Below are 24739 nucleotides of genomic sequence, written 5' to 3'. Positions count from 1 at the left end.
AACGCCTTTCCGAAACGCTCTGAGCCTACCTTTCCCATTTTTCCGCTTGCCAACCTCAAACCGCACTGTTAAACGTTTAACTGTAAAACGTTTAACAGCGTTGGGAGGCGCTGGCAGATGTCCCGGAAAAAACCGTCCATCAAGGAAGTCGCCGCTCTTGCGGGCGTGTCGATCGCGACGGTATCGAACGTCTTTTCCGGGCGCAAACCGGTCAACGACGAGCTGAAGGAGAGCGTGCACAAGGCTGCGCGCGAACTCGGTTACCAGCTCGACCGGGCCGCTTCCCAGCTGCGCTCGGGCCGAACCCGTATCATCGCGGTAATTGTCCCCGACCTCACCGACACCTTTTTTGCCACCATCGTCTCCAGACTGGAAACCGCCGCATCAGCGGAAGGTTACGACGTGATCGTCGCCAGCTCCCATAACGACCGCGCGGTGGAATCCTCACGTCTGAAGGCGTTGCTTGCATGGCGGCCGGAAGGGCTGATTGCCGTGCCCTGCTCAAGCACCATGCCGCCGGAACTGAAGGAAGCAAAATCCACCTTGCCGATGGTTCTGGTCGACCGTGTTGCTGCAGAAGGGGCAATTGCCGATACGGTGACCATCGACAACCGTGAGGCGGGCGAGATTGCCGCAAGGCATCTGCTGGAGCGAGGCCACCAGAACATTGCAATCGGCGTTTCCGACCTGGATCACCCTCCGATCCTGGAAAGAACGGAAGGGGCTGCCGCCATCATCGAGGCGCAAACCGGCAAACGGCCAACTATTCTCAATCTGGGTTCCGATATCACCGCAGGCACCAGGACGCTCCTGGACTGGATGGAACGCAATCCCCTGCCGGAAGCAATCATCGCGCTTACCAACGTCACGACACTCAGCGTGTTGTCGGCCCTCGCCGAACACCGGATCGACATCCCGAGCCGCGCGTCTGTCGTCGCGTTTGACGACTATGCCTGGATGTCCGCCCGCAACACCGGACTGACGGCCATCCGACAGCCGGTCGACAAAATCGCGGAAACCGCCTGGCGCCGGCTACTGCAGCGGATCGAGGGTGACAGCAAGGCACCCGTTACCCCGGCAGTGCTGAACGCGAGCCTGATCGTCCGTGCCTCGGTGCGCGATCTCGAAGCAGGCGAAGACATGCATTCGCAAACACACACCCCGGCACCGAGGGACAGCGCCTCGGCGGAAGGGCAGGAAAAGAAGATCCACTGATGCCATCCGCCTCAACAGGGCACGACGGCAGACAGGCGGCAAAGACCGCACGGACACATGGGAGGAAGAGGAGGAAAATCGGACTTCAGGATCAACGGACACTCAAACGCTATCAGTCCCGTTGATCCGGACGAGAAACGCGCGGAGTGCGGTGAGCAACCCCGCGCGTCGGCAAGATCGTCCTGAAATACCCACTAACCGAAGCGGCAGGTAGATCCTCTCATCCGCCGGAACCCGTAAAGACGCCCCGTGCCGTTGCACCGGCCGAAGCGTCAGGGTTTCTGCGCGGACTCGATCATGCTCGGCCAAGATTAGCAGTGGTCTTTCAGGAAACCAACCGGTCTTGAGCGCACCCGAGGACGGGGCCGACGGACCGTTTTATTGATGGAGGAAACTGAAATGAACCCGATGAACAAGAAACTTGCCGGAGCGGCCATCGTTGCCGCCGCCCTGCTGCAGGGAACCGCTGTCCAGGCTGCGTCCGGCACCGTCGCATTCCTGATGCCAGACCAGGCATCAACCCGCTACGAGGAACATGATTTCCCGGGCTTCAAGGCGGAAATGGAGAAGCTTTGCCCGGATTGCACCGTCATCTACCAGAACGCGGATGCAGACGTGGCGCGCCAGCAGCAGCAGTTCAACTCCGTTCTGACACAAGGCGCCAAGGTGATCGTGCTTGATCCGGTGGATTCCAGCGCGGCCGCCTCGCTCGTCGCCCTTGCCCAGAGCCAGGGCGTGAAAGTGATCGCCTACGATCGCCCGATCCCGGACAAGACCGCCGACTACTACGTCTCCTTCGACAATGAAGGCATCGGCAAGGCAATCGCCGAGTCCCTGGTGCGCCATCTGGAAGAACAGGGCATCTCGCCGGAGGCCGGCGGCCTGCTGCAGATCAACGGCTCGCCCACCGATGCCGCTGCCGGCCTGATCAAGGACGGTATTCATGCAGGTATCGCCACCGGTAAGTACAAGACCCTGGCCGAATTCGACACGCCGGACTGGGCACCGCCCAAAGCCCAGGAATGGGCCAGCGGCCAGATCACCCGCTTCGGCGATCAGATCGTCGGCATCGTAGCGGCCAATGACGGCACCGGCGGCGGCGCCATTGCCGCCCTGAAGGCTGCCGGCGTCGACCCGCTTCCGCCTGTAACCGGCAACGATGCCACCATCGCGGCCCTGCAGCTGATCATTGCCGGCGACCAGTACAACACGATCTCCAAGCCTTCTGAAATCGTTGCCGCGGCGGCTGCCAAGGTTGCCGTGCAGTTCCTGAACGGGGAAACGCCGGAAGCCAAGACGACGCTCTACGAAACACCTTCCGAGCTGTTCGTTCCGGCCGTGGTCACGCGCGAGAACCTGAAGGAAGAGATCATCGATATGGGCATCCAGACGGCTGAGGAACTGTGCACGGGCCGCTATGCCGAAGGCTGCAAGGAACTCGGCATCCAATAACTCCTCCTCCCAAGCAGGCCGCCCGACCCAAAAGGTCGACGCCCGGAAGGCCGGGCGGCCATCCAGAAGACCCAGAAAACCATGAGCCGGACAAGATGACCGCCACTTCTCCCCAATCCGCCACGGATCGGCAGCCGATCCTGAGCCTCAAGGGCATTTCGAAGAACTTCGGCGCGGTGTCGGCATTGACCGATATCGAGCTGGACGTCCATCCAGGTGAAGTCGTTGCCCTTGTCGGTGACAACGGCGCCGGAAAATCTACCCTCATCAAGGTGCTCTCCGGCGTTCACGCGCCGACTTCCGGCACCATTCACTTCGAAGGCAAGCCGGTGACGATGCACGGGCCGAGCGACGCCCTGCACCTTGGCATCGCAACCGTGTTCCAGGACCTCGCCCTGTGCGAGAACCTCGACGTCGTTGCCAACATCTTCCTGGGCCAGGAACGCAGTCCCTGGCATCTGGATGAAGTGGCCATGGAAGTCCGCTCCTGGGAGCTGCTCAACGAGCTGGCGGCCCGAATTCCAAGCGTGCGCGAACCGATCGCCTCGCTGTCCGGCGGCCAGCGCCAGACCGTCGCCATTGCCCGGTCCCTGCTGCTCAACCCGAAGATCATCATGCTGGACGAGCCGACCGCCGCCCTTGGCGTTGCCCAGACGGCGGAAGTTCTCAACCTGGTGGAGCGGGTCCGCGACAAGGGCCTCGGCGTCATCATGATCTCCCACAACATGGAAGACGTGCGCGCGGTCGCAGACCGCATCGTGGTGCTGCGGCTTGGCCGCAACAACGGTGTGTTCTCGCCGCAATCGTCCAACGAGGAACTGGTCGGAGCCATTACCGGCGCAACCGACAATGCCGTCACCCGCCGCGCCAGCAAACGGGCGGCCGCAGGCGCCACGGCATAAACAAGGAAACCACCATGAACGGCTCCGCTCCCGAACCCCGGCTGCTCGACCGCAGCGATACGCGCGTCAAGCATGCCAGCAGCCTGACCGACGTCATCAGCGCCTTCATCGATCGTGTGAAGGCAGGCGACCTCGGCTCCCTGCCCGTCATCGTCGGCCTCATCGTCATCTGGACGGTCTTCACCATTCTCAATCCGCTGTTCGTTACGCCGAACAACCTTGTGAACCTCTTGTTCGACTGCTCGACAGTCGGCGTCATCGCGCTCGGCATCGTCTGCGTGCTGATGCTCGGCGAGATCGACCTATCCGTCGGCTCCATGAGCGGTGTCGGCTCGGCCCTGATCGGCGTGCTCTGGGTCAACCAGGGCGTTCCGCTGCCGCTGGCGATCCTGGCGGCGCTCAGCACCGGCGCGGTCATCGGCTCGGTCTATGCACTGCTGCGCACTCAGCTTGGCATGCCCAGCTTCGTCTCGACCCTCGCCGGTCTGCTGGCGCTTCTCGGCCTGCAGCTCTACATGCTCGGCTCCACAGGCTCCATCAACCTGCCCTACGGCTCCTGGATGGTGAACTTCGGCCAGCTTCTGATGATGCCTGCCTGGGCCTCTCACGCAGTCGCACTTCTGCCTGGCCTCGCCATTCTCGTGATGGGAATTCGCAACCGGCGCCAGCGCCAGGCAGCCAATCTCTCCGTTGGCTCTGTTGGCGGGCTAGTGTTCAAGGCGCTGTTCACCACCATCGCCTTCGAAGCCGCCGTCTTCTATCTGAACCTCGGTCGCGGCGTGCCCTGGATGTTCGGCCTCTTCGCCCTGCTTGTCGTTGTCATGAACTATGTCTTCACACGCACCCAGTGGGGGCGGTCCGTGAAGGCAGTCGGCGGCAACGCGGAGGCTGCGCGCAGAGCCGGCATCAATGTCACCTTCACCTACCTCACGTCCTTTGCGCTGTGCTCGCTGCTGGCGGCCCTCGGCGGTGTTCTGTCTTCCGCGCGGCTTGCCTCCGCCAGCCAGCAGGCAGGCACCGGTGACGTCAACCTCAACGCCATCGCGGCCGCCGTTATCGGTGGTACCAGCCTGTTCGGCGGACGCGGGTCGGCATGGTCGGCGCTGCTTGGCATCATCGTCATCCAGTCGATCTCAAACGGGCTGACACTTTTGAACATGTCGTCCTCGCTCCGCTACATGATCACCGGCTGCGTGCTCGCCATTGCCGTCATCGTCGACAGTCTCGCCCGCCAGAGCCGCGTCTCTCACGGCCGCGCCTGACCGGATTTCAATTCAAGGATTTCGAACATGACCGATGAACTCAAAGGCAAGGTCGCGGCCATTACCGGTGCCGCGTCCGGGATCGGCCTGGAATGCGCCAGGAGCCTGCTTGCAGCCGGCTGCCGGGTGGTCCTGATCGACCGTGCCGAAGCCAGACTGAACGCGATCTGCCAGGAGCTCGGACCGGACGCCATTCCGCTGGTGGTCGACCTCATGGACGGGCCCGCTGTCGATGGCATGCTGGACCGGATCGTGGAAAAGACCGGACACCTCGACATCTTCCACGCCAATGCAGGAGCCTATGTCGGCGGCAGCGTCGTCGACGGTGACCCGGACCAGTGGGACAAGGTGCTCAATCTCAACATCAATGCCGCGTTCCGCTCCATTCGCGCCGTGTTGCCACATATGGTGGAACGCAAGACCGGCGACATCATCGTCACCAGTTCCATCGCCGGCCTTGTGCCGGTCGTCTGGGAACCAATCTATACCGCCTCGAAATTTGCCGTGCAGGCCTTCGTACACACGGTACGGCGCCAGGTCGCCGAACACGGGGTGCGCGTTGGTGCGGTCGCGCCGGGACCTGTGGTTACAGCCCTTCTCGATGACTGGCCCAAGGCAAAGATGGACGAAGCCCTTGCCAACGGCAGCCTGATGCAACCCCGGGAAGTCGCTGATGCCGTCCTGTTCATGCTCAGCCGCCCGCGCGGCGTCACCATCAGGGACCTTGTCATCCTGCCGCAAAGTGTGGACCTTTGAGGCATGAGCAAATTTCTGATTGGTATTGATGTCGGCACAGGCAGTGCCAGGGCTGGTCTGTTCGACCAGTCCGGCAATCTGGTTGCATCGGCAAAACGTGACATCGCCCTCTTCAACCGGGGGCCAAACCTTTACGAACAGTCTTCCAACGACATCTGGCAAGCCGTGGCCGCTACAGTACGCGAAGCGGTCGGCACGGCCGGGATCGATCCGGGCGATGTGGCCGGGATCGGCATGGACGCCACCTGTTCGCTGGTGGTCATCGGCCCGCAAGGCAGCCCGCTGCCGGTGGGCGATACGGACCACCCGGAGCGCAACATAATCGTCTGGATGGATCACCGCGCTCTTGACCAGGCCGAACGTATCAACGCCGGTGGCCACGACGTGCTGCGGTATGTCGGCAGCCAGATTTCACCGGAAATGGAAACCCCGAAACTGCTCTGGCTGAAAGAGAACCGGCCAGAGATCTTCGGCAAAGCCGAGCATTTTTTCGACCTGACCGATTTCCTGACATGGCGGGCGACCGGCAGCCTTGCACGGTCCATCTGCACGGTTACCTGCAAATGGACCTACCTTGGTCATGAGCGCCGCTGGGACGCCGACTATTTCCAGTCCATCGGTCTTGCCGAACTCTGCGCGAATGATTTTGACCGCATCGGCACCACCGTTGTCGATGCGGGAACGGCACTGGGCAGCGGGCTGACGGCAGAAGCGGCCGCAGATCTGGGCCTGCGTGAAGGGACACCCGTTGCTGCCGGGCTGATCGATGCTCATGCGGGCGGTGTCGGAACGGTCGGGTGGCAGGACCAGACAGAGGCGGGATCGGCGACAAGCCGGATGGCCTATGTCTTCGGCACCTCCGCCTGCACCATGACTTCGACAACAGAACCTGCCTTCGTGCCAGGCGTCTGGGGACCTTATTTCTCCGCGATGGTTCCAGGCCTCTGGCTGAACGAGGCGGGTCAGTCGGCGGCAGGTGCCGCCATCGACCATCTGGTCCGCTTCCACCCGGCCTCCACTGACGCCCTCAAGCAGGCGAAGGAAGCAGGTCTCGGCCTCAACCAGTGGCTTGCTGCGGAAGCCGAACGGCTTGCACCGGAGGGGACAGACATTTCAAGGCTGGCAGACGGTCTGCATGTGGTGCCTGAATTTCTCGGCAACCGTGCACCGTTTGCCGACCCGGAAGCAAAGGCCGTCATTGCGGGCCTCGATATGGACACATCCGTCGCCGCTCTCGTCAGGCTCTATGTTGCGGGCATATGCGGTCTCGGATACGGCCTCAGACAGATTGTCGAGGCGCAGTCCGCAAAGGGCATCCGGACGGACACCATCGTCGTCAGTGGCGGTGCAGGCCAGAGCCCTTTGGTGCGCCAGCTTCTGGCGGATGCCACGGGCCTCGTGATCGCCGCTCCCAAAACCGCGGAACCGGTCCTTCTCGGCTCGGCCATGCTCGGCGCTGTCGCTGGAGGCCTGCAAAAGGATATTCCGGCCGCCATGGCAGCCATGTCGGCAGCCGGCGAAACCTATGCACCCGGCGGCGCCGAGGCCACATCCTACCACAACAAGCGGTACGAGGCTTTCGAGCTGCTACAGCAGACCGCCCGCAAGATCCGCGGGTAACGCTGCCCGCCATTCCAAACGGAAAGAAAGACATGAAGTTTTTTGTCGACACGGCGGATGTCAGCGACATCCGCGACCTCACCGAACTCGGCCTTATCGATGGTGTTACAACCAACCCGTCCCTGATCCTCAAGTCCGGCCGGGACATTACCGAAGTAACCCGCGAAATCTGCTCCATTGTCGAAGGTCCGGTTTCGGCCGAAGTCACGGCTACCGAGTTCGAGGCAATGCTGCGGGAAGGCAAGACCCTTGCAAGGATCGCCCCCAACATCTGCATCAAGCTGCCGCTGACGCTGGATGGTCTCAGGGCCTGCCGTGCACTGACTACCGAAGGGTTCAAGACCAACGTCACCTTGTGCTTTTCCGCCAATCAGGCGCTGCTGGCGGCCAAGGCCGGCGCAACCTTCATTTCCCCGTTCATTGGCCGACTGGACGATATGGCCATGGACGGAATGGAGCTGATCCGCGAGATCCGGCAGATCTACGACAATTACGGCTTTGAGACCGAAATTCTTGCCGCCTCGATCCGCACGGTCAATCACGTCAAGGAAGCAGCGTTGATCGGCGCCGATGTGGCAACTGTGCCGCCGGCAACGATCAAGGCGCTGGTCAAGCACCCGTTGACCGACAAGGGACTGGAGCAGTTCCTTGCGGACTGGGCAAAGACCGGCCAGACGATCGCCTGATCGACTGAAGAGTACGTACAGACAACTTGCCGGTTCCCCCCATGGGCGGAGCCGGTAAATCCACCCGAATTGAACCCGATGACGGTTCAGGCGTTTCCAATGGAGAGACATCCATTGGAGGATAGTATGCGCCCGCACGAAAATGTCCGGACGATTGCAGCCCTTGCCACCGCACTGACCCTTGTGTGCGGCACCGCTCTTGCAGACGACAAGAGCGGCGACTGTCAGGTTGAACCCGGCGCAAAGTCGCAAGACCGGGTTCCCGCCGATACTGAAGAAACTGCCAGCCTTTCAGACTGCGACGGTGTTTTGATGCCAGCCCCGGTCGGAGACCGCGAGCTTGTCGAACCTGCTCCCGATGTCGGTGAAACGCCGGTCATCACTCCGGAGGAGATCCCGGATCAGCAGCCGGCGGACTGAAGCGACCGCCAGCTGGATCGGTGATACTTAAGACCGCAGCAAACGCTTGGTAGACCCGACAGCGGTTGCGATCTGGGAATAATGCGTCTTGCGCTTTTCCGAGTTTCCGGCCGAACGCAGCAGCTTGGTGACGCTCTCGTCGATAGCTTCCGATGCTTCACGGCGGGCCTGTTCGAGATTGGCCGTGGAAACGGCCCGGTAGGTACGCTGACCCACGGCCGCGCGTGGAGCGCTCCGGTCCTGATATTTTGAAACAATGCCATCAAGCTTGCGGGAAAGGCTCCGCAGCTCCCGCGCCGCGTCGCGATAGTTCGGCCGGTTTTCGATTGTCGAGGCGGCGCGGCCCAGAACATTCCTCAAACAGTCGAAGCGGTATTCGGGCCGGATGGAATTGCGGCACTCGTTGCTGCCGTTCTGGATTATCCAGATGACGCCGCGCGTGATCCTTTCGTCGAGATCATGGGACGCGCTCAGCTTCGGGTCGCGTTCCTGCCGATCGACATCATAGGAAGGACCAGACGGTTCGCTGCTCATGGAAGAGCTGTACTGCGCAAGCAGTAGCTCCTCCAGAACCGAACCCAGTGGATCTGCCGGTGCAAGCGACTGACCACCCGGAACGGCGACCGCATAAGCAGGCACACTGGCAGCCGTCACGACTTGACCGGCGAGCACGGCAACGGCCACACCTGCGCAAAACCTGTTTCCAAACATGGCTTCCTCCAATCAACTATTCAAACACATCGAACAAATCACCAGCGACAACTGATCGGACCGGGCAGTAATCACGATTGACGTGACAACTGCTATCGGAAAAGTAGCAAAAATCTGCAATATGACTTAGAAAAACGTCTGCACTGTCTACATTGAAATCAGGGATTGATATTTCCCGAAATGTTTCTTTTGATTGTTCTTTTTCAATTTTAAACCCTTGGAATAAAAGAACAAGTCAAAAATTACCTTGCGTCATGCAGCGCGCAATAATGGCTTTGGAAGGCGGGAACCCATCTCAACCGGAAAACGCAATGGCCCTATTCGGAAAGCCCGTAAGCTTTGCGCAGACCTCTCTGGGTCTGCGGGCCGAACTGGCCGTCGATGGTCCCGGTATAGAAAGAGCGTTCTGAAAGTTTCCGTTGAAGGGAGCGCCGTGTCGTAGCCTTGAACATCTTCGGGTTTTCCGAGAGCTGGCTCAAAACTTCCTCGTTGCCGGATCTCAAGGCGCGATAAAGATATTCTGCCGCATCGTCCGGTTCCTTGCCATCGACCACACCGTCATCGATCAGAGCTGCGTAATTGAACATTGCTTCCGGGTGCCGCTGATCGGCAGCCTTTCCGAAGAGCTCAATCGCCTTTTTCGGATCACGCGCGATCCCCAGGCCGCCCTGATAGTAAAGGAACCCGAGATCGTTGATGGCATCCGCAAAGCCTTCGTCCGCGGACCTGCGAAACAGTTCCAATGCCTTTTCGACATCCTGTTCGACGCCAATGCCGCGCTCATACATGCGGGCAAGCTCGAACATGGCTTCAGGATCACCCGCTTCCGATGCAGTTTCCAGAAATGCTGCCGCACGGGAGGGATCGTATCGGTCCTCGCTCGGGTTGAGGCGCATGTAGGCAAGGCCTTTCAGCGCCCTGCTGTCGCCTTCCCTTGCCGCCACCTGCAACTGCTCTTCCTGGCTGACTTCAAGGCGCCCCCAGGCATTACGACGGTCTGCCGCCGCAAGCACGTTGACCTCCTGGCTGCCGCCCGCAAGGAAGTAGGGTTTACCGGACAGTGAGCCGTAGGTGTGCGGCTCCTGCGCGTTGGCGGTGGCTTTCAGCACGGAATCGCGCACCTGCCGGAAGGCGAGGCCTATTTCCAGGTCCCTGATCTTCAAGGTCTGGGCCAGCGCCGACGCAAACGGACTGTTTTCACCTGCCCCGTCCAGTGCAACGGCTCCTGCTTCGGCGGCGTAGGCCACCAGCGTGCCGCGTTCGGGAGAAGGCGCCGCCAGCCCGCGGCCATAAGCCCCCTGATTTACGGTGAGCGTTTCCTGCCCGCCCACATCGGCAAACGGGTCGTTCCGGCAGGAATCCAGGATCACGATCCTGAGCTGCCGCGCCTTGTCGACCGCTTCCAGAATGTCATCGAGAGAAATCGAGGTATCGGCAACCTGCTGCCGGCTGCCTGCCTTGGCGTCGGAGGGAACCAGGAAATTGCGCCCGCCGACTTCGATCCCATGTCCGGCAAAATAGACGAGAGCCACATCCGCCGTTTCCGCCTCGAAGGCGAAACGGTCCAGCAGTTCGCGGAACTCCGCAAGCCCGATGTTGAAATGCTCGGACACTTCGAAATTCAGCTCGTTCAAGGTGTCCGAAATCAGCTTGCCGTCATTGGTGGTATTGCTCAGATCAGGAGCGTTCTCATAGCCCGCAATGCCGACCACAAGCGCCATGCGCCGTTCCGCGAACGGGTCCGTCGCCGCGTGAGCTGACAGGCTCGTCAGCACCAGAAACACCACAACGGACCAGACAGCCAATCCGTTGATTTTAAAAGTCTTCAACAGCAGTTCGACCCGGTTTCGCATTTGGCGCAATCACATGAAAACCCTGTTTCCGGCTTGGTACAAGTTCCGGAAAAACCGCTTTCATAATTGGCGGATTACCTTGCGAAAACAACCCCTCTTTTCGCAACGTCACCTGACTGCAGCTGTCACCTTTCAACCGGTACAATCCCAAAAAAGCGGCCGGTCCGCGACAAACGAACCGGCCCAAGGCGGACATTGCCTGAAGACCACATCAGACAATCCGGATTGATCAGCCACCGTGTGCAGACCCGCGCAGTCTTGCGCTGAAAAGCGGCCGTCGACCGTAAAATGCCTCCAGTTGCCTATTCCTCCCGGAAGGCGCGTGACATGCTGTCGACGATCGGCTTGGTCAGATACTGCATGAAGGTTCGCTCGGTCGTCTGGATCATGATTTCCGCGGGCATGCCCGGGGTTGGAACGAAGTTGAGCACCCTTGTCAGTTCGCCCGGCGAGATATCGATGCGGGTCACGTAAACCTCACGCATGATGCCCGTACTGTTGTCGGTGATTGCATCTGCAGACACATATTGCACTTCGCCTTCCAGCACCGGAGTGGTGCGTTGATTGAGGGCGGACAGGCGAACCGTGGCATGCTGGCCGATATGGACGCTGTCGATATCGGTTCGCGAAATCAGTGCCTCAATGATCAGCGGTGCGTCGGACGGCAGGATCTCGACAATCGTCTTGCCGCTTTCGATAACCCCACCGGCAGTGTGGTAGTGCATGCGTACGATTGTGCCCGAAACCGGTGCCTGAATGACGGCACGTTCAAGAACGTTGCGCGCCTTGCGGGACTGCTCTCTTGCAGCATCCAGCTCGGCCTCGATGGTTTGCAGGTCATCAAGCACCTTTTCGTTATAGGCAGCCCGTGTCTGCTTGACCTGTTCCTGGTGCTGCAACACCTGGGCGTTGGCCTCCTGCATGGACGATGCCAGCCTCCCGATCTGCCCTTCCGCTTCTGCGATCGCTCTTTCCAGTGCATTCAGGGTCGGCTTCAGCAGGAGGCCTTTTTCGAAGAGAAGCTTCTTGCCCGTGTGTTCTTCCTGCAGGATCGCAAGCTGCCTGATCATGGCATCATGCTGTTCACGGTAGCCGTCGCGGCGGTGCTGAAGGGATTCGATCGTGCTCTCCAGAATCCTGATATCGCTTGTCAGCTTGGCCTGGGATCCGATGAAACTCAGCTTCTGGCCGGCGATGATGGTGGCAATTTCCTCATCGTCCTTCAGGTCCAGCAATGTTTGCGGGAATTCCACCTCCTTCAGCCAGAGATATTCGGCGCGCAGACGGGCGTTGATCGCTTCCAGCCGCGCCAGCTTGAGCCCCAGTTGTCGCTCGTTCGCGGATGCGACGGTTTCGTCGAGACGAACAATTGGATCGCCTTTTTGAACGCGCTCGCCTTCCTGCACCAGGATCTCCTTCACGATCCCGCCTTCGTAGTGCTGAATCTGCTTGTTCTGTCCGGTTGCGACAAAGGTTCCGCTTGAAATTACGGCGGCAGCCAACGGCGCGGTAAAGGACCAGGCGGCAAAGCCTCCTATGAAGAAGACCAGCATGAAAACGCCGATCAGTGTGTGCCAGAAAATCGATCTCGGCACTGCCGAATACCAGTCCATCGGTTCGTGATGTGTCAGAGCGTTGCTCATCTTTCCCCCCTGGCTTGAGCCGTCCCTGGCGGCTGCCAACGCTTATCCTTGTTGCTGAACGGCTTTTTGCTTCTTCCGGTCGGCAAGGAGTTCCAGCACTTCGTTGCGGAAACCGAACATGCTGATGGAGCCGTCGGCCAGAACAAGGATCCGGTCGACACATTTCAGCAGGGACGGCTTTTGCGTGATCGCGACGACGGTGATGCCTTCGGCCTTGGCATGTGCCATTGCCCGTGCAAGTGCCTCGTCGCCATTGGTGTCCAGATTTGAGTTGGGTTCGTCCAGAACGACGAAACGCGGATTGCCGAAGAATGCCCTGGCAAGCGCGATACGCTGCTTCTGACCGCCTGACAGCGGTGCACCGTCGGCCGCAACAACCGTTTCGTAGCCGTGGGCCAATTCGGAAATCATGGCGTGCACGTCGGCCAGACAGGCAGCTTCGTAGATCTGTTCGTCCGAAGCATCTTCGCGCATGCGGCCGATGTTCTGCTTGATCGTGCCCGGGAAAAGCTGAACGTCCTGCGGCAGGTAACCGATGTTTTCACCCAGCTGCCGCTGGTTCCAGTTGCGCAGGTCCATCAGGTCCAGACGCACCGCACCCGATGTCGGCAGGATGGATCCCACCAGCATCTTGCCGAGTGTCGTCTTGCCGGCTCCCGAGTTGCCGATGATCGCAAGAGAGTCCCCGGCTTTCAGCGAGAAAGTGATGCTGTTGAGCACGACCCGCTTGGTCCCCTGGGGCACGTAGAGCAGGCGTTCGACATCAAGCCTGCCTTGCGGCTTGGGCAGAACGAGACGTTCGGAATTGAGCGGCGAGGATTTCAGCAGTGTCGAGATCCGGCCATAGGAATTGCGCGACAGCAGATACTGGTTCCAGCCTTCGATCGCCCCCTCGATGGGCGACAGCGCCCGGCCGCCGATAATGGAGGCGGCAATCACCATGCCCCCCGTAAGTTCACCCTGGATGGCGAGGAATGACCCCCACCCGAGCATCGCCACCTGCGTCAGAAGCCGGACAGCCTTGGTAATGGAGGCCGAGACGATGTTTCTGTCCTGCGCACTGACCTGCGCGCGCAGCGACGCAGCCGTATCACGCCCCCACAGGTGCACTGCTTCCGGGATCATGGCCAGGGCGTTGATGATCTGCGAATTCCTGGACATCGCATCCAGATGCAGGTTCGCCTTGCTCTGGTTCTGGTTCGCATCACTGAAATGCCGGGACGTGATCTTCTGGTTGATCACCGCGATCACAAGCAGGATCAAACAGGTGCCACCGACAATCATCCCCAGGTGCGGATGAATGAGGTAGATCGCGACCAGGAAAAGCGGCGCGAAGGGACCGTCCAGAAATGCCATCATGGTGCCGGACACCAGAAAACCCCGCAATTGCTGCAGGTCGTTCAGGATCTGGTACTCCTTACCGTTGCTGTTGAGCGAAGCTCGTGCGGCGGCTGCGAGGATGGGTGAACCCAGTTGCGATGCGAGTTCGACCGCCGTGCGCATAAGAATGAAGCGGCGGATGGCATCGAAGGCTGCCTGCAGCAGGACCGCCCCGACGATCACGCCTGTCAGCATGACCAGCGTGTCCAGCGAGCGGCTGGTCAGGACCCGGTCCGAGATCTGGAACAGATAGACCGGAATTGACAGCACAAGCACATTGATGACGCAGGAAAACATCAGCACGATGAGAAGATTGCGCCGAACGGCGGCGACGCCGTTTTCGAGTGCCTTGGAAAGATCGGGCGGTGTCGTCCGTCGGTGGAACTCGGGCTTTTCAGCCTTGGCTTTGCCAGTGCCTGTTCCTGTGCCAGTGCCTGTCCGGGCGGACTTGCCGCCGTCCGCCGGTTTCGCTCTTGCGTCTCCCGACTTCAGGGTAGGTCCGCCCGCAACGGCTGCTGCCTCTGCGCCGACAAGTCGTGCATCACCCTTTTTCGCATCGGGGCCCAGCACCTGCGGCTCACCCGCCCGGTTCGTCCGCTGCCCATCGGCAACATCATATGAAATGGTCATGAGCTGCCTCCCCTAAGCGACCATTGTCGCCATCGGATCGACACAGACCTCGTCCGGCACCTGGTTCAGGTTGACGGTTTCAAGATCGTTGTCACCATTGGTCAGCATGCCGTCGGCCAGGAAGACAACGGCCTCCGACGCAAGACCCGCCCCGCCGTGATCAGGTTGCTCGACATCTGCGGTCAGGATCTCCGCCTGGTAAAGCAAAGCTTCCGAATAGGTGTCGCCACCGACGCGAACAACATTGTCCACGCTGGCTTCCTGGATCACCGCGGCATTGTAGAGAAGGTTTGAATCGCCGTTGATGCTGGTGCCTTCGCTTGAGACATCGACCCCAAGCGTGGCGATGCTGTCGCTGTCGCCCAGGATATTGACCTGTTCGAGGTAATTGATGTCGTAGACATCACCGGAGATATAAAGAACGTTCAGCTGGTTGAAAGGCGAAGCTTCCCCGCTGAAGAGCCCGGACAGGAAGTCATCGCCAAGATCCTCCTCACCTGCCGTTGCGAGCCGGTTCGCGCTTGCCGGATCCAGGTCGACGACGGAACTGTTGTAGTTGGAAACGATATAGGCCTCGTTCCAAAGCAGATTGTCGATCTGCCCGTCAGGCATCGGCATGGAAGCGTCTTGTGTACCTTCGGCAATGACCTGATCGAAATTGACCATGACGTTGGTCTGGCTGATCACATTGGCCGAGTAATAGTCGCCTCCGATCAGGATCAGATCGAAGAAGGTGCTCAATTCCGTAAGGTTGAGAGCATTTGTCAGAATATTGCCACCGGACATGATCGTCGTGCCCGAGCCGTCTTCCTGGTAGACGATGGTGTCGTTGTCGACCAGATAGTTCTTCTGGGTCAGCCAGTTCACGAAGGTCATGTCACCGTCGTGGAAGGTGATATCCCAGAGAGAATGATTACCGACCGGAGCAACATCCATGGGCAGATCCGAACCGGTGTTCATGATCGATGCGATGTTGTAGCTGCCGGTGCTCGGATCCGTCGCCCACTCGCCAAGACCCGCCAGATGCGGCGCTGCCAGAACATTTGTCTGGCTGATAATGTCGAGATCGTAATAATCGCCGGCCACAGCTATGGTCGCGGCCTTGCCCCAGACGTCCACCAGAATGGCCTGATTGATCAGTGTGTTGTTGCCGGCACTGATTTGCAGCGAAGCGGAGGTTCCGGCGGTGTCCACCAGCGAAGCCAACTCGCCTGAGGCGCTTTGCGGTCCCTCGAGCACCACGTCATCGGAGTTCGCGTCGGCGTCATCGTCCGGAGCACGGCCCCTCAAATGCTTGATGACTTCATCAAGACGGGCGGCTTCCTCGACAACGATACCGTTCTGATAGAGCTGCCCGGTGTCATCTCCGGTTGCCAGAACCTGTTGCCCGACACCGGGAGCGCCGGTTTGCATGGTTTGGGCTGTTTCCGTCCAGGCTGCGACGGTCGCGCTCAGATTGCCAGCCGGATTGTCTGCTTCCGTAAAGCTGAACCTGCCGGTGATCCCGGCGGCCTCAAGCGCATCGAGGAAGGAGATGAGTGATGGTGCTTCGTAATCGAAATGATAGTGGAGACCCGTGTTGGACAGATAGTCGTTGTCCTCCAGCACGTTTTCGGACCGGGACACAACGGCGAAGCTGTTGGGCAGCACTTCGTGCTGGAACGTTATGAAGCGGACACCGCCTGTCAGCGCGATGGTGTAGGGATTGAAAGTCCCCTCAACCGACGGCGGCATCAGATGTGCCCGCATGCCAATGCCATCCCACTCATAAAAGTTCAGGGCGGCGGGAACGTCGTCGTAGTAGCTGTAACCATCGAATTCGTAATGGATATTCGGATTGAGGTCGAGCAGCTGATAGTCGGGCCAGACTGTCAGCAGCGCCTCCATCGCCTCACCTTGCTCTGCCTGTTCGGCAGCAAGCTGTGCCGCGCGGAATTCAAGATACTCAAGGCGGGCGCGGGCCTCCTCGAGTGACATGGAAAAGCTTCCTACAAAATGCGAAATCGCTTCACGCGTAAGGTCATCATAAAAAAACATGTCAGCCCCCTAATCTGAATGAAGGGTCGTTTTCGCGGTCAAACTCGCGCGAATCTAAATACGAGAGGCCGCGTTCAGCAGGCGCGGAGCAAGTGAGCTCCGCGCCTGCTGCTGTTTTCCGGAATTGAAAATCAATTCAGGAACAAACCGGATCAGCTCAGGGAGCCGAGATCTTCACCGGTCATCAGGCTGTCCATGTTGCCGCCGACAATGGTCATGTCGACAGAGTTGTTCAGGATGTTTTCGCCCTGCACAAGCGTGTTGGTGAATGCCGATGCATCGTTGGAAGCGGATGCTTCAGCCGCATTCATGCCCTGGACGAGCGCATCGTCATCAGCGATGACGCTGACGCTGCCGGAACCGAGGTCATCGATTTCCAGATTGCCTTCCAGGTCGACCGACATGCCATGGAAACCGGCATGACCGAACCAGGTGCCGACATGGCCACCGAATGCCTGCATGTCAGCATCGACGTATGCCGACCCGCTGGAGCCGCCTGCCGAAATACCGTCATCGGTTTCGGCATCGCCACCCTTGGCACTCAGGGTCTGGTTGAAGCCGGCGTTGTTGGTTGCCGTCGTACCGTTGGCCCAGTCGTTGTCTTCCAGCTGGTTGCTGTTGTTGAGCACGACACCGGCATCATTGCCGCCACCATTGAGGGCTTCGTTCAAAATGTCTTCAACGGTGATGTCGTCGCCCGGGCTGTAGTCGATGCCGCCGTTGACGCTCACGAGCATCTCGTCGACTTCAGCGCATTCTTCCAGGTCGATGTCCACGACATCGTCGTCGTCATAAACAAATCCTTCTTCGAAGTTCATCACGACTTCGGCCTTGTTGATGATCTTCGAGTCATCGACTGCATCGAAATCAGAGTAATTGAATTGAGTTCCACGCTTACCAGACATGATAATAGTCCTTGTTCATCGCGGCGAGCCAAGTCTCGCAAGACCGGCGTTCACACCGCATTCTGACTTGGAAACGGGCGCAGCTGGCGTTTCGGAAACAGGTTCGAAACAGAAAACCGCAGCGCCGATCGAACATCTTAGAGCTCGTCTTCACCAACGCTGTCGGTGTAGAGATCGCCGCCGACAATCGTCGTGTCGACCGAGTTGTTGAGAATGTTCGCACCCTGCACCAGCTCGTTGACGAACGCTTCGGTTGCGTTGGCGGCATTGGCAGCGGCCATCACTTCACCAATCACCGTCGCATCATCAAGGGCATCCACGGTCATGGACGACCCACCGAAAGCCAGACCGTCGTCAGCTTCCGCCGAACCGCCGTTGGCAGTCAGCTTCTGCGTGAAGGACCCTTCATTGGCGACAAAGGTGTCTTTTGCCCAATCGTTGTCTTCCAGCTGGTTGCTGTTGTTGATTGCAATGCCGGTATCGTTCCCAAGGCCGTTCAGCGCATCATTGAGGACGTCTTCGACCTTGATATCGTCGCCCGGGTCGAAGTCGATATTGCCTTTCGCAATCAGAATGTCCTCGACACTCGCATGGTCGCCGATGTCCAGGTCAATGTTGTCGACGTCCGAAGGACCGTTCTCGAAATCCACATTGATGACAGGATCGAAGTCACTGTCGACATACTTGAACACCTGGTTGTTCACATCCTGGGTGTTGTCGTCGTCCGAGTATTCCCACTCGTAGCTCTTCGAATTGTCGATGTTTATTTCGTGATTATAGTTGGTGTTGTACTCGCTAGAATAAGTCGGATTGAACGACTTATCGATGTTCAGCTCGTTTTTATGCCAAACGTATTCGCTCATGGTTCTGTCCTCAGATCGGACAGCTCGGCAGATCGTCTTCTATCGATTTGCATAGGGCTGTCGTGGTTAAGAGGAGCGTTACCGCCCCAGATCAAATGGAAAATGGCAAAAACAACCACATCAGCTAATCAAAATAGATTTAGCTGCTCCATTTACTCTTCGGCCGGAAGTCAAATTTGTGGATTGGGATCCACAAACCGAGGATTTACACAAATACAAGAATCTCCCAGCCGATGAAAACAATGACAGAACAGGGGGATTGCAATAAGCCGGAAATCTTAACTAAACATTTACCATTCAAGTTTCGCGGATATCTAGCGACATAGGTAAATCACGCGAGGTCAAAAAAAGTATTTAATTGCAATATCTTGAAGCAAAATCTGATCCGCGACTAAATCGAATTATTAATATAACCTAAGGTAAGTTTGTTATATACAAGTTATGGGTGAGGAGAAATTCAGACTAGGGGGTCACTGCACAAATCCCTGTTAATACTGCGATTTGGACGGCATGTTCATTTTCCGACAGCCACCCATTTCCCGCACCTATCCTTGGTCTGAACAAACAAGATAAGAAATTTTATTATTTTAAAAACCGCATGGCTAATGCCGACGGCAGAATAAGCCGGATGAATATTTACAAAAACGCTTCTCCCAGGCCCTGTTTCTGGCAATTGCAAGTGAAAGAGAGTCCAAATTAAATTTTATCTTAGTTTGTAGGGGTGACAGTAATGACTAGCGTAAATTACGAGAATAAAGGTTCAATCTATTATATTGGAGCGTCCGAAAAGTTTCCGAAGGAACTGGAAGGAGTAATCGACCGGGAAATAGAAGATGGACGTTTTATCCGTATCACTCAGAAAATCGATCTTTATCGCTCAGAGCGCCGTGGGGAATTTTCAAAACGCCTTTTCCTGATCGACGAAGGCTTCAGCGCGGAGCGCAAGGAAGCTATTGCCTGCCTGCGGAAAAACTTCCCCGAAGCAAACCTCTGCATGCTGATCAATGACGATCTGTCGTTCCCCTCGATCATCAGCGATTATTTCCAGGAAGGCCTGATCAAGAGCGTGTTGCCGATGAACCTTCGGATCGATCTCTGGTTAGGCGCTATCCGTCTCATGCTCAACGGCGGCCATTATCTGCCGGCTGATGCCATCAAGTACATGGGAATGGAAAGGCCTTACGGCGCAGCCCCGGCCATGCATCAGCGCAGGCACCGCAGCCGTACCAGGAACCGCTTCGGCAAGCTGACGAAACGGGAAACCGAAGTTCTATGCCTCATCTCAGAGGGATATCAGAACAAGAACATCGCCGAAAAATTGTCCCTGTCGGAGCACACCATCAAGCTCCATATTCATCACATCATTTCAAAGCTCGGCGTTTCAAACAGAACGGAAGCAGCCGCGATCTACATTCAGACGGAACAACGACCACCCAACCTAGAGGCCTGAAGATGAGCGCGGCAGATGCGCCCACAATGGCGGACGAATTCCAGACGTTTCTCGCCCTCATGGGTCGGCTGAACTATACGTGGACCAACACGGAGAGCCTGCTGATCCACATGATCGCGGGCCTCGCCGGCGTCACCAAGGAAGTCGCGACGGTGATCTTCCTGACCCTCAACACGTCGCGTGCCCGAATTGATCTGGTCGAACGGTTGGCCAAGCTCGACGCGCAGAAACCGGACTTAAGGGAAGAGGTGCTGAGCCTAACGCGGGACATGCACAAGACGTTGAAATTGAAAAACAAATATAATCACTGCATCTATTCGTTCGACAACGAGGGGCGCAATGCCTCAACCATCCTGATGCGCATCAGCGACCAGAAACACAAGATCGAATACGGCAAGTCCAGCCCGATCAATGCCCGGGAAATCACGCTCGTCAGGGAAACGATCCAGAAGACACAGACGCTGAACAAGTCGCTCTGGGAGTTCTTCAAGCAGCGCAAGTTTCCGGTGTGAGATCATCCCGCGCTACACGCAGCCTCAACAAAAAAGAGGCCGGATCGGTAAACCGAACCGGCCTTTCAGGGGAGGTAACAGGATGTTTGAGCAGGTTCGGATCGCTCTGATCCGGCTGACTGAACTCTGCCCTGGAGCGTGCCGCGTCTAACTGGAAAGATCTTGCATCGCTTCTTGCGTCGAAATCCCCGATTTCAGGCGGTGAAAAGCGACAAGTTCTAGCCGATCCTGGCGGCAATGCTTTTGGTCTTGCAGTAGCTCTTGAGACCTTCGAGACCTTTTTCGCGGCCGAAACCGGATTTCTTGTTGCCACCGAACGGCACCTCGATCCCGCCGGCGAAATACTCGTTGATGTAGATCTGGCCGGCATCGATCTTGCGCGCGAGCTGATGGGCTTTTGCGAAATTCGACGTGTAGATGCCTGCGACCAGGCCGTACTGGCAATCGTTGGCAAGTGCCAAGGCGTGATCGGCATCATCAGCCACCTGCACCGTCAGCACCGGCCCGAAGATTTCCTCCTGCGCCAACTCGTCACGCGCGGCAACGCTGTCGACGATTGTCGGCTCATAGAACCAGCCCTTGCCGGTTTTCGGGTCAGTGGCTATGGCGCCACCCGTCACGATATCAGCGCCGCGCGCCCTTGCGCGGTCGACAAAACCAGCAACCTTCGCAAGATGTTCCACAGAATTGACCGGCCCGACATCCGGGTTGCCAAGACCGTGCCCGAGTGTCAGCGATTTTGTGCGTTTCACCAGTTCCGCAACGAAGTCCGCGTGAATGTTCTTCTCGATCACAAGACGAGATCCGGCGGAACAGATCTGGCCGGCATTCTCGTAGATCGCACCGAGAACACCGGATAGCGCCTGTTCCCGGTCACAATCGCCAAGCACCACCACGGGCGATTTGCCACCAAGCTCCAGCACCACGCGGGTGATCTCGTCAGCTGCCGCCTTCATCACCGATTTGCCCGTCTGGACCGAACCGGTGAACGTGATGTGGTCGACATCCGGATGGGATGTCAGTGGAGCCCCGGTTTCGGCGCCGGTGCCGGTCACGACATTGCACACGCCTGCCGGCAATCCGGCATCATGCAGGATCTTCGCGAGCAGCAGCGCAGTGAACGGCGTCTGTTCGGCAGGCTTGGCCACAACCGTGCAGCCGGCTGCAAGCGCCGGCGCAAATCCGCGCGCAGCGGTGGAGATCGGAAAGTTCCACGGAATGATGTGGGCCGTGACCCCGACCGGCTCGTGAATGGCGTAACCGACATAATTCGGCCCAAGGGGAAAGCTGTCTCCCTGCAGCTTGTCGCAAGCGCCCGCGTAATACTCGAACGTACGAGCCGCACCGCGCACATCGCCTTGAGCTTCCTGCAGTGCCTTGCCGCTGTCCAGCGTTTCGGCAACGGCCAGAAGATCGAGATTTTCCAGGATAAGCTTGGACGCTTGCAGAAGGATCCGGGACCGCTCCACCGGCGCCATGTCTCGCCAGACCGTCTCAAAAGCAACCTTTGACGACTTTACCGCCTGATCGACATCCTCGGCGGTGCCCGCCGTGAAGCGGGCGAAGGCTTCACCCCGGCCCGGATCGAAACTTTCCATGGTGCGGTTATGGGACGGCTGCGTGAAGCTGCCGTCGATGAAATGGCCGAGGGGCAACGCCTTCAGCGTGCCCGTAGCCTGATATTCCGCGATGAGTTCGCTTGCTCCGGACATCTTTAGCCTTCCAGGGAACTGATCTTGTATGTGGATTTCGCCAGCCACTCCGGACTAATCTCGACACCCCACCCCGGCGCATCGGTCACCGTGGCATGCCCGTCGACAATCTCGTATGGCGACGCGGTGAAGAGGCCGTATTGCCAGGGATAATAGTCGGCTTCCTCGATGGAGAATTCGAGATATTTGCCCGCATTCGGGATCGCCCGCAGCAGATGCATGGTGAACAGCGTCACCAGCGACAGGTTGGCCGCATGCGGTGTGCAGGGAATGCCTGCCTCATGCGCCATTTGTGCCACCTTCATGGTGCGGACCATACCACCGAGATAACAGACGTCCGGCTGAATGATATCGACAACTCGTTCATCGATCATCCGCTGCCAGTCCACCAGAGAGCAATCCTGCTCCCCCCCTGTCACATCGATGTCGAGAGCATCTGTCACTTGCCTGGTCTGGTCGTAATGCCAGTAGGGGCAAGGCTCCTCGTAATGGGAAATGCCGTTGGCTTCCAGGAATCGGCCGATCTCGATGGCCTTGGCTGGCGAATAGCAGGAGTTGGCATCGACCAGCAGTGCGGTGTCGTCACCAAAGGCCTTGCGCATGGTCGGCACGATTTCTTCCGTCCGGCCCGGCCATTCGTCCTGGTCGCGGCCGCATTCGGCACCGATCCGGAACTTGAAGGCGTCGAAGCCGTAAAGGTCCTGCTGCTTCTTGAGGCGATCCGCTTCGTCTTTCGCCGTGATGTCACGCTTCATCGACGACCCGTAGGCCCGCACCTTGCCCGGCGTTCCGCCGAGCAGTTCGCACACCGGCTTGCCTTCCAGCTTGCCGCGAAGGTCGAACAGGGCAGTGTCCAGCCCCCCCATCGCCCGGCGCAGATAGGAGCCGGGAAACTTGTGCTCCCGTTCCGGGATGATCTCCATCAGGTGTTCAATGTCGAAAGCGTCTTCGCCCAGCGCATAAGGTGCAACCTGACGGTGGACGATCTCCGCGGTGATATCCGCGTAGTAAGGCGCTACCTGCCCCCATCCGGTCGCACCGTTTTCGGCGGTTGCACGAACGAAGCAGACAAACTCATTGGTAAATGTTTCTATTGATTGTATTTTCATTGTCTTATCCGGTCCTCGGACGGACGGTCCCGATGGATTGGGGTTGGCTCATGAACCGACCCTTATCCAGAATTGGACTTGATAGAAGGTCCGTTTTGCGCAAACTCTCATACCAATTTGGGAGAATGCGATGAAACGGCATGCCGGCGCTGTGCTCTCGTCGATCAAGATCGACAAGACGGCCGAAAAGAAAATTTCGATCCAGCTCTACATGGCCCTGCGCGACCTGCTGCTGACGGGGGCATTGACCCCGGGTGACCGGATGCCGGCCACACGCACCCTGGCGCAGGAGATCGGCGTCTCCCGCACGACGGTAATCGATGCGACCGACCGCCTGATTTCCGAGGGTCTTCTGGAGGCAAGGGTAGGCGCTGGCACGTTCGTGAGTGAAGCGCTGAACGCCCGCCTTGCACCGAAGCCGTCACAGGAGGCCAGCGACATCACCCCCGTCGTGCCGCGCCTTTCCCACGCGACCCGGCATGCCATCCCGGACTTCACCTTGCGCTCGCGCCTGCCGCACAAATCGCAGGCCTTCGTCACAGCACTGCCGGCGCTCGACGCCTTTCCGATGGCGCAATGGGCAAAACTCTCCGCACGGCACTGGCGCAAGGACCGCGACCACATTGCCGGCTACGGCGAACCCTTCGGCTACATGCCGCTGCGCCGGGCGATTGCCCGTCAGCTCAATGCCTCCCGCGGAATCAAGTGCGACCCCGAACAGATATTCATCACCAACGGCGCCCAGCGCGCATTTTCCCTGGTCGGCGGCATGCTGGTCAACCCAGGCGAGCCGATCTGGTTTGAAAATCCTGGTGCAATTGGTGCGCGCAACGCTTTTGTTGCCATTGGCGCAAGGCCAATTCCCGTCGCCGTTGACGAGGAAGGCCTTTGCATCGAGGACGGCCTTGCCAAGGCGCCCTACTTTCGGCTCGCCTTCGTAACGCCATCGCACCAGCAACCGCTTGGCCACGTCATGAGCCTTTCCCGCCGCCTGGCGCTTCTGACAGCCGCCAATGAAGCCGACGCCATGATCGTGGAGGACGACTACGACGGCGAGTTCTATTTCGGAGACCAGCCACCACCAACACTCAAGAGCATCGATACCCACGGCCGGGTAATCTATGTCGGCACCTTCTCCAAATCCCTGTTTCCGGCCCTCAGGCTCGGCTTCGTTCTGGTGCCGGAAGGCCTGGTGGAAAGCTTCGAACGGGTCTGCCTGACCTGGCTTGCCGGTGTTCCGACCGTCACCCAGGCGATCGTTGCAGAATTCATGGATGAAGGCATGTTCGCAACCCACATCCGCACCATGCGCCAACTCTACAAGCACCGTCACGATACCTTGATGGCAGAAAGCGCCAGTCTTGCAGGAGACATCGACCTGCAGCCAACCAGCAGCGGCTTTCACGCTGTCGGCCTTTTGTCGAACCGATACGACGAAGACAGGATCGTCGCTGAAGCGGCCAAACACGGCATCACCACCGCCCCCCTGTCTCGCTACGCTCTTGGCCGGATACCGCAGCGCGGCATTGTCCTCGGCTTCGGCAGCTCTGCGCAGGATGACATCCGCAAAGGCATGAAGGTTCTCAAGAAAATCCTGCCTGTTTGCTGCACCAGCTAAGGT

The 24739-nt window shown here is 58.7% G+C and carries 20 protein-coding genes; 11 read left to right on the top strand and 9 right to left on the bottom strand.

Annotated elements, in window-relative coordinates; translation table 11 throughout:
- The first annotated feature begins 117 nt into the window (after positions 1 to 117).
- The 8 genes from FIV05_RS09695 to FIV05_RS09660 all read left to right on the top strand — a co-directional run bounded on the left by FIV05_RS09695 (position 118) and on the right by FIV05_RS09660 (position 8313).
- Positions 118 to 1215 (top strand): LacI family DNA-binding transcriptional regulator, encoded by a 1098-nt coding sequence (locus FIV05_RS09695; protein ID WP_152509413.1) that lies wholly within the window; start codon positions 118 to 120, stop codon positions 1213 to 1215.
- 399 nt (positions 1216 to 1614) lie between these two features.
- Positions 1615 to 2667, top strand: a complete 1053-nt coding sequence (locus FIV05_RS09690) for a sugar ABC transporter substrate-binding protein (protein WP_062491318.1) — start codon at positions 1615 to 1617, stop codon at positions 2665 to 2667.
- Between the two features lie 95 nt (positions 2668 to 2762).
- Positions 2763 to 3569, top strand: a complete 807-nt coding sequence (locus tag FIV05_RS09685; protein WP_055661540.1) for an ATP-binding cassette domain-containing protein — start codon at positions 2763 to 2765, stop codon at positions 3567 to 3569.
- 14 nt (positions 3570 to 3583) lie between these two features.
- Positions 3584 to 4831 carry a sugar ABC transporter permease gene (locus tag FIV05_RS09680; protein WP_152509412.1) on the top strand — a complete coding sequence of 416 codons (1248 nt, stop codon included), beginning with the start codon at positions 3584 to 3586 and terminating at the stop codon, positions 4829 to 4831.
- Between the two features lie 27 nt (positions 4832 to 4858).
- Positions 4859 to 5587: an SDR family oxidoreductase gene (locus FIV05_RS09675; RefSeq protein ID WP_152509411.1), complete on the top strand. Its 729-nt coding sequence runs from the start codon at positions 4859 to 4861 to the stop codon at positions 5585 to 5587.
- 3 nt (positions 5588 to 5590) lie between these two features.
- A complete protein-coding gene (locus FIV05_RS09670; RefSeq protein ID WP_152509410.1) occupies positions 5591 to 7207 on the top strand; it encodes an FGGY-family carbohydrate kinase in 1617 nt (538 codons plus the stop codon).
- Between the two features lie 32 nt (positions 7208 to 7239).
- Positions 7240 to 7893, top strand: a complete 654-nt coding sequence (gene fsa, locus FIV05_RS09665; RefSeq protein ID WP_152509409.1) for a fructose-6-phosphate aldolase — start codon at positions 7240 to 7242, stop codon at positions 7891 to 7893.
- A 126-nt stretch (positions 7894 to 8019) separates the two neighbouring features.
- Entirely contained in the window at positions 8020 to 8313 is a 294-nt protein-coding gene (locus FIV05_RS09660; protein WP_152509408.1) for a hypothetical protein, read from the top strand.
- Between the two features lie 27 nt (positions 8314 to 8340).
- On the opposite strand, the gene FIV05_RS09655 is transcribed toward FIV05_RS09660, so the two are convergent.
- The 7 genes from FIV05_RS09655 to FIV05_RS09625 form a co-directional block, all read right to left on the bottom strand.
- Positions 8341 to 9024 carry a hypothetical protein gene (locus FIV05_RS09655; RefSeq protein WP_152509407.1) on the bottom strand — a complete coding sequence of 228 codons (684 nt, stop codon included), beginning with the start codon at positions 9022 to 9024 and terminating at the stop codon, positions 8341 to 8343.
- A 317-nt stretch (positions 9025 to 9341) separates the two neighbouring features.
- Positions 9342 to 10853, bottom strand: coding sequence for a caspase family protein (locus FIV05_RS09650; protein ID WP_209009924.1), 1512 nt, complete (start codon positions 10851 to 10853; stop codon positions 9342 to 9344).
- A 326-nt stretch (positions 10854 to 11179) separates the two neighbouring features.
- Positions 11180 to 12520 carry an HlyD family type I secretion periplasmic adaptor subunit gene (locus FIV05_RS09645; protein ID WP_152509405.1) on the bottom strand — a complete coding sequence of 447 codons (1341 nt, stop codon included), beginning with the start codon at positions 12518 to 12520 and terminating at the stop codon, positions 11180 to 11182.
- A gap of 42 nt (positions 12521 to 12562) precedes the next feature.
- A complete protein-coding gene (locus tag FIV05_RS09640; RefSeq protein WP_152509404.1) occupies positions 12563 to 14530 on the bottom strand; it encodes a type I secretion system permease/ATPase in 1968 nt (655 codons plus the stop codon).
- A 12-nt stretch (positions 14531 to 14542) separates the two neighbouring features.
- On the bottom strand, positions 14543 to 16507 hold the full coding sequence (locus FIV05_RS09635; protein ID WP_152509403.1) for a hypothetical protein: 1965 nt from the start codon (positions 16505 to 16507) through the stop codon (positions 14543 to 14545).
- Between the two features lie 212 nt (positions 16508 to 16719).
- A complete protein-coding gene (locus tag FIV05_RS09630; RefSeq protein WP_023000103.1) occupies positions 16720 to 17472 on the bottom strand; it encodes a hypothetical protein in 753 nt (250 codons plus the stop codon).
- 137 nt (positions 17473 to 17609) lie between these two features.
- Complete coding sequence (locus tag FIV05_RS09625; protein ID WP_023000102.1) at positions 17610 to 18335, bottom strand: hypothetical protein; 726 nt, start codon at positions 18333 to 18335, stop codon at positions 17610 to 17612.
- A 730-nt stretch (positions 18336 to 19065) separates the two neighbouring features.
- On the opposite strand from FIV05_RS09625, the gene FIV05_RS31765 reads away from it, so the two are divergent.
- Positions 19066 to 19785 carry a response regulator transcription factor gene (locus FIV05_RS31765; RefSeq protein WP_023000101.1) on the top strand — a complete coding sequence of 240 codons (720 nt, stop codon included), beginning with the start codon at positions 19066 to 19068 and terminating at the stop codon, positions 19783 to 19785.
- A 2-nt stretch (positions 19786 to 19787) separates the two neighbouring features.
- Positions 19788 to 20297, top strand: coding sequence for a hypothetical protein (locus FIV05_RS09615; RefSeq protein ID WP_228866363.1), 510 nt, complete (start codon positions 19788 to 19790; stop codon positions 20295 to 20297).
- Positions 20298 to 20515: 218 nt separating this feature from the next.
- Here FIV05_RS09615 and FIV05_RS09610 read toward each other — a convergent pair whose 3' ends face one another.
- Positions 20516 to 22009: an aldehyde dehydrogenase family protein gene (locus FIV05_RS09610; protein WP_152509402.1), complete on the bottom strand. Its 1494-nt coding sequence runs from the start codon at positions 22007 to 22009 to the stop codon at positions 20516 to 20518.
- A 2-nt stretch (positions 22010 to 22011) separates the two neighbouring features.
- On the bottom strand, positions 22012 to 23118 hold the full coding sequence (locus FIV05_RS09605; RefSeq protein ID WP_152509401.1) for a mandelate racemase/muconate lactonizing enzyme family protein: 1107 nt from the start codon (positions 23116 to 23118) through the stop codon (positions 22012 to 22014).
- A 130-nt stretch (positions 23119 to 23248) separates the two neighbouring features.
- On the opposite strand from FIV05_RS09605, the gene FIV05_RS09600 reads away from it, so the two are divergent.
- Complete coding sequence (locus FIV05_RS09600; protein ID WP_055661528.1) at positions 23249 to 24736, top strand: PLP-dependent aminotransferase family protein; 1488 nt, start codon at positions 23249 to 23251, stop codon at positions 24734 to 24736.
- Positions 24737 to 24739: the final 3 nt, after the last annotated feature.

It is taken from the genome of Labrenzia sp. THAF191a (assembly GCF_009363335.1).
In the GTDB taxonomy this organism is placed as follows: domain Bacteria; phylum Pseudomonadota; class Alphaproteobacteria; order Rhizobiales; family Stappiaceae; genus Roseibium; species Roseibium algicola.
Note: the sequence above shows the minus strand (reverse complement) of the source record. Positions and strands in the feature narration are given on the sequence as shown.

Excerpts from the sequence above, each read along its gene's own strand:
- FIV05_RS09695 (WP_152509413.1), top strand. The coding sequence starts at position 118 with ATGTCCCGGAAAAAACCGTCCATCAAGGAAGTCGCCGCTCTTGCGGGC.
- FIV05_RS09690 (WP_062491318.1), top strand. The coding sequence starts at position 1,615 with ATGAACCCGATGAACAAGAAACTTGCCGGAGCGGCCATCGTTGCCGCC.
- FIV05_RS09685 (WP_055661540.1), top strand. The coding sequence starts at position 2,763 with ATGACCGCCACTTCTCCCCAATCCGCCACGGATCGGCAGCCGATCCTG.
- FIV05_RS09680 (WP_152509412.1), top strand. The coding sequence starts at position 3,584 with ATGAACGGCTCCGCTCCCGAACCCCGGCTGCTCGACCGCAGCGATACG.
- FIV05_RS09675 (WP_152509411.1), top strand. The coding sequence starts at position 4,859 with ATGACCGATGAACTCAAAGGCAAGGTCGCGGCCATTACCGGTGCCGCG.
- FIV05_RS09670 (WP_152509410.1), top strand. The coding sequence starts at position 5,591 with ATGAGCAAATTTCTGATTGGTATTGATGTCGGCACAGGCAGTGCCAGG.
- fsa (WP_152509409.1), top strand. The coding sequence starts at position 7,240 with ATGAAGTTTTTTGTCGACACGGCGGATGTCAGCGACATCCGCGACCTC.
- FIV05_RS09660 (WP_152509408.1), top strand. The coding sequence starts at position 8,020 with ATGCGCCCGCACGAAAATGTCCGGACGATTGCAGCCCTTGCCACCGCA.
- FIV05_RS09655 (WP_152509407.1), bottom strand. The coding sequence starts at position 9,024 with ATGTTTGGAAACAGGTTTTGCGCAGGTGTGGCCGTTGCCGTGCTCGCC.
- FIV05_RS09645 (WP_152509405.1), bottom strand. The coding sequence starts at position 12,520 with ATGAGCAACGCTCTGACACATCACGAACCGATGGACTGGTATTCGGCA.
- FIV05_RS09640 (WP_152509404.1), bottom strand. The coding sequence starts at position 14,530 with ATGACCATTTCATATGATGTTGCCGATGGGCAGCGGACGAACCGGGCG.
- FIV05_RS09635 (WP_152509403.1), bottom strand. The coding sequence starts at position 16,507 with ATGTCACTCGAGGAGGCCCGCGCCCGCCTTGAGTATCTTGAATTCCGC.
- FIV05_RS09630 (WP_023000103.1), bottom strand. The coding sequence starts at position 17,472 with ATGTCTGGTAAGCGTGGAACTCAATTCAATTACTCTGATTTCGATGCA.
- FIV05_RS09625 (WP_023000102.1), bottom strand. The coding sequence starts at position 18,335 with ATGAGCGAATACGTTTGGCATAAAAACGAGCTGAACATCGATAAGTCG.
- FIV05_RS31765 (WP_023000101.1), top strand. The coding sequence starts at position 19,066 with ATGACTAGCGTAAATTACGAGAATAAAGGTTCAATCTATTATATTGGA.
- FIV05_RS09615 (WP_228866363.1), top strand. The coding sequence starts at position 19,788 with ATGAGCGCGGCAGATGCGCCCACAATGGCGGACGAATTCCAGACGTTT.
- FIV05_RS09610 (WP_152509402.1), bottom strand. The coding sequence starts at position 22,009 with ATGTCCGGAGCAAGCGAACTCATCGCGGAATATCAGGCTACGGGCACG.
- FIV05_RS09605 (WP_152509401.1), bottom strand. The coding sequence starts at position 23,118 with ATGAAAATACAATCAATAGAAACATTTACCAATGAGTTTGTCTGCTTC.
- FIV05_RS09600 (WP_055661528.1), top strand. The coding sequence starts at position 23,249 with ATGAAACGGCATGCCGGCGCTGTGCTCTCGTCGATCAAGATCGACAAG.